12 protein-coding genes are annotated in these 14,244 nt (G+C 72.2%); 5 read left to right on the top strand and 7 right to left on the bottom strand.

Annotation, left to right across the window (positions count from 1 at the left end; all coding sequences use genetic code 11):
* Positions 1-320: hypothetical protein (locus F2B26_RS09575; RefSeq protein ID WP_159808749.1), on the bottom strand; the 320-nt coding region annotated here is incomplete at its 3' end.
* 145 nt (positions 321-465) lie between these two features.
* Between F2B26_RS09575 and F2B26_RS09580 the strand changes: the two genes are divergently transcribed.
* Entirely contained in the window at positions 466-1,191 is a 726-nt protein-coding gene (locus F2B26_RS09580) for an AIM24 family protein (protein ID WP_159808751.1), read from the top strand.
* A 60-nt stretch (positions 1,192-1,251) separates the two neighbouring features.
* Here the strand turns inward: F2B26_RS09580 and F2B26_RS09585 are convergent, their stop codons facing one another.
* The 6 genes from F2B26_RS09585 to F2B26_RS09610 all read right to left on the bottom strand — a co-directional run bounded on the left by F2B26_RS09585 (position 1,252) and on the right by F2B26_RS09610 (position 9,984).
* Complete coding sequence (locus F2B26_RS09585; RefSeq protein ID WP_159808753.1) at positions 1,252-2,814, bottom strand: GH39 family glycosyl hydrolase; 1,563 nt, start codon at positions 2,812-2,814, stop codon at positions 1,252-1,254.
* A complete protein-coding gene (locus tag F2B26_RS09590; protein ID WP_438939187.1) occupies positions 2,814-4,379 on the bottom strand; it encodes an alpha-N-arabinofuranosidase in 1,566 nt (521 codons plus the stop codon). The genes F2B26_RS09585 and F2B26_RS09590 overlap by 1 nt, the downstream gene beginning before the upstream one ends.
* Positions 4,376-6,682, bottom strand: a complete 2,307-nt coding sequence (locus F2B26_RS09595) for a beta-xylosidase/alpha-l-arabinosidase (protein ID WP_159808769.1) — start codon at positions 6,680-6,682, stop codon at positions 4,376-4,378. The genes F2B26_RS09590 and F2B26_RS09595 overlap by 4 nt, the downstream gene beginning before the upstream one ends.
* Before the next feature lie 102 nt (positions 6,683-6,784).
* The gene (locus F2B26_RS09600; RefSeq protein ID WP_159808755.1) at positions 6,785-7,660 is read right to left on the bottom strand and encodes a carbohydrate ABC transporter permease; all 876 of its coding nucleotides are present in this window, start codon (positions 7,658-7,660) and stop codon (positions 6,785-6,787) included.
* A complete protein-coding gene (locus tag F2B26_RS09605) occupies positions 7,657-8,622 on the bottom strand; it encodes a carbohydrate ABC transporter permease (RefSeq protein WP_235929588.1) in 966 nt (321 codons plus the stop codon). Before F2B26_RS09605 ends, F2B26_RS09600 begins: the two co-directional genes overlap by 4 nt.
* Before the next feature lie 60 nt (positions 8,623-8,682).
* A complete protein-coding gene (locus F2B26_RS09610; protein WP_159808759.1) occupies positions 8,683-9,984 on the bottom strand; it encodes an ABC transporter substrate-binding protein in 1,302 nt (433 codons plus the stop codon).
* A 314-nt stretch (positions 9,985-10,298) separates the two neighbouring features.
* Here F2B26_RS09610 and F2B26_RS09615 point away from each other — a divergent pair, with 314 nt between their 5' ends.
* The 4 genes from F2B26_RS09615 to F2B26_RS09630 form a co-directional block, all read left to right on the top strand.
* Positions 10,299-11,297, top strand: a complete 999-nt coding sequence (locus F2B26_RS09615; RefSeq protein WP_159808761.1) for a LacI family DNA-binding transcriptional regulator — start codon at positions 10,299-10,301, stop codon at positions 11,295-11,297.
* 49 nt (positions 11,298-11,346) lie between these two features.
* Positions 11,347-12,729, top strand: a complete 1,383-nt coding sequence (locus F2B26_RS09620) for a UTP--glucose-1-phosphate uridylyltransferase (protein ID WP_159808763.1) — start codon at positions 11,347-11,349, stop codon at positions 12,727-12,729.
* Between the two features lie 93 nt (positions 12,730-12,822).
* On the top strand, positions 12,823-13,380 hold the full coding sequence (locus F2B26_RS09625; protein WP_159808765.1) for a DUF2867 domain-containing protein: 558 nt from the start codon (positions 12,823-12,825) through the stop codon (positions 13,378-13,380).
* Between the two features lie 32 nt (positions 13,381-13,412).
* On the top strand, positions 13,413-14,244 hold an 832-nt coding region (locus tag F2B26_RS09630; RefSeq protein WP_235929587.1), incomplete at its 3' end, for a bifunctional transcriptional activator/DNA repair enzyme AdaA.

Consider the following 14,244-nt stretch of genomic DNA (forward strand, 5'->3'; position numbering starts at 1 on the left):
CCCGCACCCGGTGCCGGCGGGGCGTACCCCATCCCGCCGGGCTGCCCGGGGACCGGCCCGGCCGCGGTGCGCAGCGCGAGCGAGTGCAGCTGACCCCCGGTCTCCATCTGCTGCAGCGCGGTGAGCACCCGCACCCGCTCGGCCTCGTCGGCCGGGCGCCCCGTCGCGTGCAGGTACGCCAGCACGCCCAGGTCACGCAGGTAGCTGTCCGGATCGTGGTAGGCACCCGAACCACCGCCCAGCCCGGCGCCGGCCAGCGCCGTGTCCGCCTTGGCAGCCAGGTCCGTGGCCGCCGCCTTCGCCTTGTCGAGGAAACCCATCGCCGTCCGTCCTCTCACCGCTGGTACCGCGTCGTCCAGGTTCGTGGGGATGCCCTTGTTCAGCCTACGCACAGCCCGCGCAGGGCGTTAGGGTCGGCGCGACAGCGGCCCGACGGTGCGGCCGCGCCGGACCCGAGGACCTGCGATGACGCTGCACGGTGCACTGTTCACTGACTTCAAGGAGAACGCGTCGGCCGACCAGTTCTCCCTCCAGGGCAAGAAGATGCTCAAGGTCCAGATGGGCTACGGCCCGGTCTGGTGCCGCGCCGGCTCGATGGTCGGCTACCAGGGCGACGTCCGCTTCGAGAAGAAGGGGTCCGGCCTCAACAAGATGCTCAAGCAGGCCGTCACCGGTGAGGGCGTCGACCTCATGCTCGCCACCGGGCAGGGCGAGCTGTTCCTCGGCGAGCTCGCGCACGACGTGCAGGTGATCTACCTCGAGAACGACATGATCTCGGTCAACGGCGCGAGCGTGCTGGCGTTCTCGTCCTCCATCGAGTGGGACATCCACCGCCTGCAGGCACGCGGCGGGATGATGACCGGCGGGATGTACAACGTCTCGCTGCGCGGCACCGGCTACGTCGCCGTGGTCACCGACGGCGAGCCTGTCGCGCTCGACGTCGCCTCGGCGCCGACCTTCGGCGACCCGCAGGCCGTCGTGCTCTGGACCGCCGGCGTCTCCATGGACCTGCGGGTGGACACCGGCGGGCTCGGCTCGATGCTGCGCGGCGGCTCGGGCGAGACGTTCCAGATGGCGTTCGGCGGGCAGGGCTACGTGCTCATCCAGCCGAGCGAGTCGGTGGTGAGCGGCGGGACGCAGTCGTCCGGCAGCAGCTCGGGCGGCGGGCTGCTCGGCGGGCTGCTCGGCTGAACCCGGTGCGGGGCCGGCAGCGTCGCCGGCCCCGCACGTCGGCCTGAGTCGCCCTGCGCCCTACCGCTCGTGCGCGGCGACCAACCGGTCGTCGTCGCCGCCGAGCAGCCGGCGGTCGTCGAGCCCGTCGTGCACCGTCTCGACGACGGGCCACAGCTCGACGAAGGTGACCTCGTGCCGGGCCAGCGGCAGCCGCAGCTCCACCCGGCCACCGGCCGCCCGCAGCCGGGTGTGCTCGACCGACGGCGCCTCGTAGCGCCGCAGCACGTCGAGCTGACGGGCGTCGGGCGACATCGGCCGGCCCAGCTCGCGCCACACGGCGAACGCGTTCCCGTCGTCCTCGGTGACCCGCTCGCGCAGCACAGCCACACCCGAGCCGTCCGGCACCGGGGCGCCGCCCACCTGCAGCGGCACCGACAGCGTCACGTCGTGCCGCTCCGGCGCGGGTGCACCGTCCGAGCCGCCCACGGGCTGCCAGGCCAGCACGCTCACCCGGCCCGACGGGTCGACGCAGACCAGGTGGTCCGCGCCGCGCGCCAGCACCTGCGCCCCCATCCGGGCCATGAACGCGTACAGGTGGTAGGTCGGCTTGGCGATCTGGCCGTGCGTGAGCAGGCCGAACCCGCCGTGGAACAGCGACGTCGGGATGTTCGTCTCCTCGAAGACGTCGCAGAACGTCCAGTAGGAGAACGAGTCCACCAGGTCGCCCCCGGCGGCGACCACCGGTGCCAGGTAGGCCGCGTGGTAGGCCGTGTCGTGGATCGGGTTGTCCGGCCGGTACGAGGTGTTGAACTCGGTGATGTGCACCGGCAGCCCGGCGAGCGCCGTCCCGGCCAGGTGCCGGCGCGGGGCGGCGAACTGGTCGAGCAGATCGGCCGGCGGGCGCAGCCGCTGGTAGGTGCCGAACGGGTAGGGCTGCGGCTCGTGCGAGGAGTAGGCGTGCCGGCTCACGAAGTCGACCGGCACGTCCCGGCTCGTCACGTAGTCCAGGTAGGGCGCCCACCACTCGTCGGCGCCGGGGGAGATCGCCGGGCCGCCCACCTGCAACGACGCGTCCACGTCCTTGACGGCCCGCGCGGTCGCCTCGTACAGCCGGAAGTACGCCTGCTGGTCGGCGTGCTCCCAGAAGATGTCGAGGTTGGGCTCGTTCCACACCTCGATCGGCCAGCGGCGCACCTCGTCGATCCCGTACCGGTCGATCTCGTGCCGCAGCAGCGCCTGCACCAGGTCCGTCCAGGCGGTGAGGTCCGCCGGCGGGGTCACGTTGGCCTTCCACCAGAACACCGTCTGGCTGCCCGACGCGAGCTGGGACGGCATGAACCCGAGCTCGAGGAACGGCCGGATGCCCAGCTCCAGCAGGCTGTCGTGCACCTGGTCGACGTAGCCGAAGGAGTACCGCCGGTGCGTCCGGCCGGCCACCTCGTCGGTGCGCAGCACCCCCATGTCGTCGCTCAGCAGCCCGTGCCCGCGCAGGTGCGTGAAGCCGATCTCACGCTGCACCCGGGCCAGCGAGCGCTGGTAGTCCGCGCGCAGCGCCAGGTTGAGCCGCCCGGTGCCGACGCACGTCCGCCAGGCCGTCGACAGCGGCCCGACCGGCTCGGACGGGACCTGGACGGGCGCCATCAGGACGCCTCGACCACCGCGTACGAGTGCGGCGGCAACGTGAACCGGCAGCCCGTGGCCGTGGCCACGACCTCCAGCGGCGCCGGCGCGACCTGCTCCGGGTGCTCGGCGCTGTTGAACGCCCGCACCGACCCGGGGGCCAGCACACGCCCGCTCAACCGGGTCGGGGCCGCACCGCGCAGCTCCAGCTCCACCTCGACGGACCGCTCGAGGTCGGTGTTGGTGAGCGAGACGTGGCAGCTGCCGCCGGCGACGCTGGCCGACGCCGAGACGGTGGGCAGCTCGCCCGACGGCCCGTCGTGCACGGCCTGCGGGGCGCGCACGTGCAGCGGCACCCGCACGGCGTCCTGGTGCACCTTGCTCATCTCGAACACGTGGAACGTCGGGGTGCGCACCAGGGCCCCGGTCTCCGGGTCGGTGAGCAGCATCGCCTGCAGCACGTTGACCGTCTGGGCGATGTTCGCCATGGTGAGCCGCTCGGCCAGGCGGTGGAACACGTCCAGGTGCAAGGACGCCACGAGGGCGTCGCGCATCGTGTTCTGCTGGTACAGGAAGCCCGGGTTGGTGCCCGGCTCCACGTCCCACCAGGTGCCCCACTCGTCGAGCACCAGCCCGACGCGCCGCTGCGGGTCGTAGCGGTCCATGACGGCGACGTGCTGGCGCAGCAGCGGCTCGATGTGCTGGGCCGCGGCGATGGTGCGCCAGTAGCCCTCGTCGTCGAACACGGTGGCGCTGCCCTTGTCCGTCCAGGTGCCGCCGATCGTGTAGTAGTGCACCGAGATGGCCTCGAACGGCAGCGCCGGGAACGGGCCGCGGCCCAGCTCGTCGACCGCGCGCATGAGCGCCTCGGTCCACGCCACGTCGTCCTCGGAGGCGCCGGCCGCGATCCGGTAGAGCACGTTGCCGTTGTGGTCCTTGCAGTACAGCGCGTACTGCCGGGCCAGGTCGGCGTAGGTCTGCGCGCGCATCCGCCCGCCGCCGCCCCACGGCTCGTTGCCCAGCCCCCAGAACGGCACCCGCCACGGCTGCTCGCGGCCGTTCGCCCGGCGCAGCTCGACCATCGGCGAGCTGCCCTCGCGGGTGAGGTACTCGACCCACTCGCTCATCTCGCGCACGGTGCCGGTGCCCACGTTGCCGTTGACGTACGGCTCGGCGCCCAGCAGGTCGCACAGCTCCATGAACTCGTGCGAGCCGAAGTGGTTGTTCTCCTCGACGTTGCCCCAGTTGGTGTTGACCATCGAGGGCCGCTGCTCGCGCGGGCCGACGCCGTCACGCCAGTGGTACTCGTCGGCGAAGCAGCCGCCGGGCCAGCGCAGGTTCGGCACCGCCAGCTCGCGCAGCGCCTCGACGACGTCGCGCCGGATGCCGCCGATGTGCGGGACGTCGGAGTCCTCCCCCACCCAGAACCCGCCGTAGATGCACCGGCCGAGGTGCTCGGCGAAGTGCCCGTACAGGTGGCGGCTGATGACCGGACCGGGGATGTCGGCGTTGACGATGACAGTGGCCTGGACCGGCGACACCGGGTGCTCCTTCGACGACGGGGTGGGGGCGGACGGGACGGTCACGCGCGGTCGGCGACCTGGGTGCGCAGCACCTGGCTGGTGGCCAGGCGAGCGTCGGTGATGCGCACCGGGTGCGCCGGCCCGACCACCGTGGTCGAGGCGGTGGCCTCCTGGGCGTCGCAGGACGGGCCGACCCACAGGTCGAACCGACCCGGTTCGACGATGCGCACCAGGTCCCGGTCCGTGAGCGCCAGCCGGGTGGTCGGCACCTCGAACCGCACGACGACCTGCTCACCGGCCGCCAGCTGGACGCGGCGGTAGGCCAGCAGCTGGGCGACCGGACGGGTCACGCTCGCGTAGACGTCCCGGCCGTAGAGCTGGACGACGTCGGCCGCGTCCCGCTCGCCGGTGTTGCGGACACTCACCTGCACGGAGAAGGCGCCGTCGGCCGCGACCTGCGGCTCGACGACGAGGTCGGTGTGCTCGAACGTCGTGTACGACAGGCCGTGCCCGAACGGCAGCACCGGCGTGCTGTCCGTCGCGGTGACCTCCGAGGGGCCCCCCAGGATGGGGTGCAGGTAGGAGTACGGCTGCGCACCGGCAGCCCGCGGCATGCTCACCGGGAGCCGACCGGACGGTGCGACCCGGCCGGACAGCAGCCCGGCCAGCGCCGTGCCGCCCTCCTCACCGGGGAAGAACGCCTGGAGCACAGCCGCAGGTGCGGACGGCCCCTCGACGGCCCAGTCCACGGCGTACGGCCGGCCGGTGGTCATCACCATGACCACCGGGGTGCCGGTCGCCACGACCGCCTCGACCAGCTCGCGCTGCACGCCCGGCAGCGTGAGGGTCTGCGTGTCGTTGCCCTCGCCCACGGTGCCGCGGCCGAACAGACCGGCCTGGTCGCCCACGACGACGACGGCCACATCGGCCTGCGCCGCGAGCGCGACGGCGGCCTCGAACCCGCTGCGGTCGTCCCCCTCGACGTCGCACCCGGCGAGGTGGTCCACCCGGGCACCTGGCAGCTCGGCGCGCAGCGCCGCCAGCACCGTCGGGATCTCGAAGCCCATCGGCACGTCCGGGTGGTGCACCAGCACGTGGTTGACGAACGAGTAGCAGCCCATGAGCGCCTCGGCCCGGTCCGCGTTCGGTCCGAGCACGGCGATCCGGCCCGGTGCGGTGCCGTCGGCCTGCACCAGCGGCAGCACACCGTCGTTGGTGAGCAGCACCACCGACTCCTGCGCGAGGGCGCGGGCCGCGGCGCGGTGCGCCGGTGAGTCGAGGTCGATCGCGGTGGGCGGGTCCTCCTCGAAGGTCGCGTCGAGCAGCCCGAGCTCCTCCTTCTGCGCGAGCGCGCGCAGCACGGCCCGGTCGACGTAGACCTCGTCGAGCCGGCCGGAGCGCACCGCGGCCGCGAGCGGCTCGAGGTAGGTGTCCCCCGTGGGCAGCTCGATGTCGATCCCGGCGATGAGCGCGAGCGCCGCCGCCTCCCCCTTGTCGGCCGCCACCGCGTGCATGACGTGCAGGAACGCGACCGCGAAGTAGTCCGCGACGACGACGCCGTCGAAGCCCCAGCGCTCGCGCAGCAGCTGCGTGAGGTAGGTCGGGTCGGAGGCCATCGGCACCCCGTCGATCTCGACGTAGGCGTTCATCACCGAGCGCACTCCACCGTCGAGCACCGCCATCTCGAACGGCGGCAGCAGCACGTCGGACAGCTCGCGCGGGCCGGCGCTCACGGGGGCGTGGTTGCGCCCGGCGTGCGAGCCGGAGTAGCCGACGAAGTGCTTGAGAGTCGCGTGCACCCCGGCGCCCTGCAGCCCGCGCACGTACGCGGTGCCCACCGTGCCGACCAGGTAGGGGTCCTCGCCGATGCACTCGTCGACCCGGCCCCAGCGCGGGTCGCGGATCACGTCGAGCACCGGTGCGAGGCCCTGGTGCACCCCGAGCTGGCGCATCGAGTCGCCGATGAGCCCACCCATCTGCTCGACCAGCTCCGGGTCGAACGCCGCCCCCCAGGCCAGCGGGGTCGGGAAGGTCGCGGCCTGCCAGGCCGCCAGACCGGTGAGGCACTCCTCGTGCACGAGCGCCGGGATGCCGAGCCGGGTCTGCGTGCGCAGCCGGCGCTGGGCGTCCCACAGCCATGCGGCACGTTCGACCGGGTCCACCGGCCGGGTGCCGTACACCCGGGTGAGGTGGCCGATCCCGTGCTCGGTGGCCTCCTCGTAGCGGCCCGAGGTGGCCATCTCGCCCTGCATGGGCGCGACGACCTCCCCGCCCTGGTCCACCCAGAACCCGACAAGCTGGGCGAGCTTCTCCTCCAGGGTCATCTGGGCGTGCAGCGCACGCACTCGTGCGGACACCTGGGGCATGGCTGGTACGGCGGCGGTCACAGACCTGTCTCCTTCGAACGGGACAGCACGAGGCGGTCGGGCGCCGCGCCGGTGGGGCGCGGCGCCCGGGGCGGCCCGGGATCAGCCCTTGACGGCTCCGGTCAGCCCGCCGACGATGCGTCGCTCGAACAGGCTGAAGAACACGAGGGCGGGGATCATGGACAGCGAGGTGAAGGCGAGCACCTTGGCGGTGTCGACCGAGTACTGCGACGCGAACGCCTGCACGCCGAGCGGCAGGGTGAACGAGCCCTCGTTGTTGAGGATGAACAGCGGCAGCAGGTAGCTGTTCCAGCTCGCGATGAACGCGAGGATGCCGACGGTGATGACACCCGGGACCGACAGCGGCAGCACCATCCGCCAGAAGAAGCCGAGCCGGCTGCAGCCGTCGATGGCCGCCGCCTCCTCGATCTCGTCGGGGATGGCCCGCAGGAACGGCACGAGGATGATGACCGTGGTCGGCAGCGCGAACGCGATCTGCGGCAGGATCACGCCGGCCAGGCTGTTCATCAGCCCGAGCGACTTGACCATGAGGTAGAGCGGTGTGATCGCGACCGTCATCGGGAACATCAGCCCCGCGGCGAACAGCGAGTACATCGCGCCACGGCCACGGAACCGGTACCGGGCCAGCACGTAGCTGGCACCCAGCCCGAGCGCCACCACACCGGCCGTCGTGACCAGCGCCGCGAACGCGGAGTTGCCCACCTCCTGCCAGAAGGTCGAGCCCGAGAGCACGTCGGCGTAGTTGCCCAGGTTCCACGGGTTCGGCAGACCGGACGGGTCCGTCGTGATCTGCGAGTTCGTCCGGAAGCCGCCCAGGATGATGTAGACGACCGGCGCGAGCATGACCGCGACCAGCACGAGGGCCAGGAAGTAGACGACGGGGCTGCCCCAGGTGCGCCCACCGGAGGCCCGCTGCACGCGGGCACGGGCCTTGGTGCCCGTTGTCGTGGCGCTCATTTGGCACTCCCGGTCAGCGCACCGTCGGTGTCACGGCGCAGGACGAAGCGCTGGTAGACCAGCGCGATGACGAGCGAGATGAGGAACAGGACGACTGCGACCGCGTTGCCGTAGCCGTAGTTCCCCGCGTTGCGGCCGTTCGTGACCATGTAGGTGGCCATCGTCGAGGTGCCCGCGGTCGAGGACACGTACTGGCCCCAGATGATGTAGACGAGGTCGAACAGCTGCAGCGAGCCGATGATCGACAGGAACGCCCAGATGCGGACCGTCGGGCCGAGCAGCGGCAGCGTGATCCGCCGCTGGACCTGCCAGTAGGACGCACCGTCGATGGCGGCGGCCTCGGACAGCTCCTCGGGGATGCCCTGCAGCCCGGCGAGGAACAGGATCACGGCGAACCCGACGTACTTCCAGGTGATGATGATCATGAGCGACCACATCGCGATGGACGGGTCGGACAACCAGTCCTGGGTGAGCCCGCCGAGCCCCCAGCTGCGCAGCAGCGCGTTGACCGCACCGTTGCTGGCGAGCATGAGGCTCCACCCGGTGCCGACGATGACCTCGGAGATCACGTACGGCACGAAGATGAGCACCCGGATGAGCGACTGGCCGCGCATCTTGCGGTTGAGCAGCAGGGCCAGGGCGATGGCGACCGGTCCCTGCATCACCAGGGACAGCACCAGGATGATCCCGTTGTGCGCGAGCGCCTCGTGGAAGCTCGGGTCCTGCAGGATCGTCACGTAGTTGCGCAGCCCGACGAAGTCCGTCGGCCGGCCGTAGCCCTTCCAACGGAAGAAGCCGTAGTAGCCCGCCATCACCACCGGGAAGATGACGAAGGCGACGAAGACGAGGATGGCGGGTCCGGAGAGGGCTGCGATCTCGAGCCGCGCCCGCCAGCCGATGCCACGGCTGCGGGGCGACCCGACCGGGGGCAGTGCAGCGGTCGCGCTGCCCCCGGTCGGCATGAGACGCGCAGACGAGCTCCCGGACGGGTGCCCGTGTGCGGTGTCGCTCATGGGTGCTCGTTACCCCTTGGCCGCGGCGGCGTTGGCTGCCTTGACGATGCCGGCGGCGTCGCCCTTGCCGGCGAGCAGGTCGACGACGGCCAGGTTGAGCGCGTTGCCGACGTTCTGCCCGTAGACCGTGTCGAGCCACTGCGAGACGTACGGCGCGTTGTTGTAGGCCTTGAGGACGGCCTGCAGGTAGGGCTCGGTGACGGCCTTCTGCGCCTCGGTGTTGACGACCGGGGCCTTGTACGCCTTGTAGTAGTTGGTCTGGATCTCGGTGGTCGCGAGGTAGTTGAGGAACTCGGTGCAGGCCGCCTTGGGCGCCTTGGCCGAGCAGGAGTAGCCGTCGACACCGGCCATCATCGCGGCCGGGTCACCCGCGCCACCGCTCACGGCGGGGAAGGGGAACCAGTCGAGGTCGGCCAGCGGCTTGGCGTCCGGCGTCAGGGACGCGATCACGCCCGGGTCCCAGGCACCCATGAGCTCCATGGAGGCCTGGTGGTTGGCGAGCAGACCGGCCGAGGAACCGGCGCCCTGCTGCGCGGAGGTGGTGAGGAAGCCGTCGTTGAACGGCGTGGTCCCGGCGAAGGTCGCGAGGTCCTCACCGGCCTTGGTCCAGCACGGGTCGTCGAACTTCTGCGTGGAAGCGGCCTTGGCCAGCGTGTCCGCGCTGCACTCGCGCAGGGCGAAGAAGTAGTACCAGTGCGCGGCCGGCCAGGCGTCCTTGGCACCGAGGGCGATCGGCGCGATCCCGGCCGCCTTGAGCTTGGTGACCGCGGCGTCCAGGTCGCTCATCGTCGTGGGGAGCGTGGTGATGCCCGCCTTGGCGAACAGGTCCTTGGAGTACCAGAAGCCACCGGGGAGGGCGGCGTTCGGCATCGCGTAGATCTTGCCGTCCTGCTCCTCGGCCTTGAACGAGCCCTCGGGGATGAGCGCCTTGGTGGCGTCGGTCACCGAGTCGGTGATGTCCATGAGCTGACCGGCCTCGACCATCGCGGCCATCTTGCCGCCGCCGCGCTGCAGGAAGATGTCCGGCGCGTCACCGGAGTTGAGCGCGGTCTGGAGCTTGCCGTCCAGGTCCTCGTTCTGGATCGCCTGGATGTTGATGGTGATCTCGGGGTGCAGCTTCTGGAACGAGGCGGCGGTGTCGACCCAGAACTGCTTGCCGTCACCGGTCGTCGAGTTGTGCCACAGCGTCATCGTGACGGGGCCACCGCTGCTGGCGCCGCCAGAGCTGTCGCTGCCACCACCACATGCGGTGAGTCCCGCGGCTCCCAGGAGGAGGGCGGTCGACACCGCCACGGCCTTTGCGATCTTCATGTGATCTGTCCTCTTCGTTGAGCGAATCAGAGTGCAGGTCGTCCGGGCCCCGGGTGGGGTACGGGCGGCTGCGATCGGCACGCGCCTGTCTCGCGCGGCCTGTGGTGCCGGGTCAGGTCGGTCCCCTCCACCTGCGGCCCCGGAGGGCCCCGGCTGGACGCCCCACCCGCTGGCTCTCACCGGGTGCGGCGCCGTCTGGCGTCATCGTCGAACTCCTCGTCGTCGTCGACTGGGAACAGAACGGGACTCTTGCAGCGGCGACACAGGACTGTCAAACGTTATCGATACCGTTTTCCAAACTGTAATGTGAGCGCATGGCCCGCCGCGTGACGATCACCGATGTCGCCCAGGCGGCCGGTGTCTCCGTGGCGACCGTCTCCAAGGTGATCAACGGCCGCTACGGCGTCTCCACCGCCACCTCCGCCCATGTGCTCGGGGTCGTCGACAAGCTCGGTTTCGAGTCAAGCCTGGTCGCCCGCAGCCTGCGGTCCACCCGGACCCACGTCCTAGGGATCCTGGTCGCCGAGTTCGAACCGTTCAGCGCCGAGATCCTCAAGGGCGCCGGCGCCGGGCTGGAGGACTCCGACTACGAGCTGCTCGCCTACACCGGCGCCAAGCACAGCGGCGGCACCGGCTGGGAGCGGCGCTACCTGTCCCGGCTGTCCGGGACGCTCATCGACGGCGCCATCCTCGTCACCCCGACGGTCGTCGACATCGGGGCCCAGGTGCCGCTCGTGGCCATCGACCCGCACGCCGGCCCGGGCGACCTGCCCAGCATCGAGTCGGACAACCTCGCCGGCGGGCTGCTGGCCACCCGGCACCTCATCGAGCTCGGCCACCGCCGGATCGCCTTCCTCGCCGGCCGGCCGGACCTGGAGTCGTCCCGGCTGCGCGAGGCCGGGTACCGCCAGGCGCTCGTCGAGGCCGGGCTGCCCGTCGAGGACGCCCTGGTCCGGTCGGGTGACTACCTGCGCGAGACCGCCTACCGGCCGGCGCTCGACCTGCTGTCCCGGCCCGACCGCCCGACCGCCGTGTTCGCCGGCAACGACCTGTCCGCCATCGGCGTGATGGACGCGGCCGCCCAGCTCGGTCTGGACGTGCCCGGCGACCTGTCGGTGATCGGTTTCGACGACATCCCCGAGGCCGCCCAGACCACCCCACCGCTGAGCACCGTGCGCCAGCCCATCCAGGAGATGGGTGCCACCGCCGTCCGGATGCTCATCGCGCTGCTCAGCGGGGTGGCACCCGAGCCGAGCCACGTGCGGCTGCCCACGGCCCTCGTGCTGCGCGCCAGCACCGCACCCCCGCGCTGAGGCGGCCCGCGGCTTCGGACGTCCCAGGGATCGCCCCTAGGCTCGTCCCATGAGCGACGAAGGACTGCGTCTGGCCCAGGACAAGATGCGCGCCGCGGCTGTCGACCCGACCGCGATCGACGTGTTCTCGCACTACTACCGCGCACTCGAGGGCGGTGCCACCGGCCTCATCCTCGAGGACTCGATCACCCCGCTGCTCGACCCGCCGCGGCTGGACGCGGTCGAGGTGAGCGACGAGGCCGCACGCGAGGCCCTCGGCGCCACCGTCGTCCTCAAGCTCAACGGCGGCCTGGGCACCTCGATGGGGATGGACAAGGCCAAGTCGCTGCTGCCGGTGCGCGACGGGCGGACCTTCCTCGACCTCATCGTCGGCCAGGTGCTCACCGCCCGGGAGCGGTACGGCGCCCGGCTGCCGCTCGTGCTCATGAACTCCTTCCGCACCCGCGACGACTCCCTCGCCGCGCTCGCCGGCTACCCGCAGCTCGCGGTGGACGGCCTGCCGCTGGACTTCCTGCAGAACTCCGAGCCCAAGCTGCGCGCCGACGACCTCACCCCGGTGAGCTGGCCCGCGGACCCGTCGCTCGAGTGGTGCCCGCCCGGCCACGGCGACATCTACACCGCGCTGCTCGGCTCCGGGCTGCTCGACCGGCTGCTCGACGCCGGGTTCCGCTACGCCAGCGTGTCGAACTCCGACAACCTCGGCGCGGCGCCGGACCCGCGGATCGCCGGCTGGTTCGCCGCCTCCGGTGCGCCGTACGCGGCCGAGCTGTGCCGCCGCACCGCCGCCGACCGCAAGGGCGGGCACCTGGCCGTCCGCAAGGCCGACGGCCGGCTCATCCTGCGTGACACCGCCCAGACGGCGCCGGACGAGATGCACTACTTCACCGACACCGACCACCACCCGTACTTCCACACCAACAACCTGTGGTGGGACCTGCGCCGGCTCAAGGCCGCCCTGGTCGAGCGCGGTGCGGTGCTCGGCCTGCCGCTCATCAAGAACCTCAAGACGGTCGACCCCACCGACTCCTCCTCACCGCAGGTGGTCCAGGTCGAGACGGCCATGGGTGCCGCGATCGAGGTGTTCGAAGGGGCGACCGCGATCGTCGTCGAGCGTGGCCGGTTCCTGCCGGTGAAGACCACGAACGACCTGCTGCTGCTGCGCTCGGACGCCTACGACCTGGCCGACGACGGCACGTTGCGGCTCGTGGGCGAGCAGGCGCCGCTCGTCGACCTGGCACCGGCGCACTACAAGACCGTGAGCAGGTTCGACGCGCGGTTCCCGGCGGGGGCGCCGTCGTTGCGCGGTGCCGGTTCGCTCACGGTGGCCGGCGACTGGACCTTCGGGTCCGGTGTCGTCGTCACGGGTGACGTGACCCTGCCCGACGAGGGCGGCCCGCGCACCGTCGCGGCGGGGACCACGCTCGGGGCCTAAACGCGGCGGGCTCGCGGCGGGCTCGCGGCGGGCTCTCAGCGGGTTCTCATCGCCGGCGCGGGACCCTGGACGTCTCGACGTCGAGAGGACCTGATGAGCGCCCCGATCACCCCGACCTTCAGCTCGCTCGCGCTGCTGGAGATGCCCCGCCCCGACTTCGTCGAGGTGATGGCCGTCCCGCTGCCGCCCGGGGCGTCGAACGACCCGGCGTGGTGGGCGCGCGCCATCTTCGGCGGCCCGCAGCCCGCCGCCGTCGAGGCGCTCATGCGGCTGCGGCAGGCGGTCGTCCCGCTGCTGGGGCTGCGGCCGAGCCCGCCGGACACGTTCGCCGTGCGCGAGGTGGTCGGGCAGGAGGCGCTCATGGTGGCCCACGAGGCGCACCTGGACTTCCGCTGCGCCGTCGGGGTGGACCCGACCTCCCGGCTGCTGCGGGTCACCACGGTGGTGCGGCTGCACGGGTGGCGGGGCCGGGTCTACTTCGCCCCGGTGCGGCTGCTGCACCCCTCGATCGAGCGCGCGATGATCCGGGCGGCCCTGCGGCGGTCGCGGACCGCACGACCCGCGGAGCCCGAACCCTCCGGGGCGTCCGAGGCCCCCGGGGCGTCCGGCACGGGCGGACGCACCCCTGCTGTCGTGTCGGATTCTCGCTAGCCCCAGCGCCTCGCACGGGTGAGGATCGACCCGTGGACGAGACAGCCTGCCGGGCCGCGGTGCGCAGCCGCGACGCGCGCTTCGACGGCCGGTTCATCCATGCGGTGACCTCGACCGGCATCTACTGCCGCCCGTCCTGCCCCGCACGCACCCCTGCCGACGCCCACATGCGGTTCTACCCGACGGCCGCCGCTGCGCAGGCCGCCGGATACCGGGCCTGCAAACGGTGCCGGCCCGACGCGAGCCCCGGATCCCCCGAGTGGGACGTGCGCCGCGACACCGTGGCCCGGGCCATGCGGCTCATCGCCGACGGGCTCGTCGACCGGGACGGCGTGCCCGGGCTGGCCGGCGCGGTCGGCTACTCGCAACGCCAGCTCGAACGGCTCGTGCAGGCCGAGCTGGGCGCCGGACCGCTCGCGCTCGCGCTGGCCCGCCGCGCCCAGAACGCCCGCACGCTCGTCGAGTCCACCGACCTGCCGATGGCGCAGATCGCCTTCGCCGCGGGCTACGGCTCGATCCGCGCCTTCAACGATGCCCTGCGCACGGTCTACGCGAGCACGCCGAGCGAGCTGCGCGCGGCGGCGCGGCGGGCACCCGGACCGCCCGGGGTGATCGAGCTGCGGCTGACCTACCGGCAGCCCTTGGAGGTCTCGAACCTGCTGGGGCACCTGGTCGCCACCGCGGTCCCCGGGGTCGAGGAGTGGCGCGACGGCGCCTACCGCTCGACCGTCCGGCTGCCGCACGGCTGGGGGATCGTCGCCGTCCGCCCGCCGCACGACGGCGCGTTCACGGTGCGGCTGCGGCTGCAGGACACGCGCGACCTGCCCGCCGCGGTGGCCCGCACCCGCCGGATGCTCGACCTGG

The organism is Cellulomonas citrea (genome assembly GCF_009829685.1).
GTDB lineage: Bacteria > Actinomycetota > Actinomycetes > Actinomycetales > Cellulomonadaceae > Cellulomonas > Cellulomonas citrea.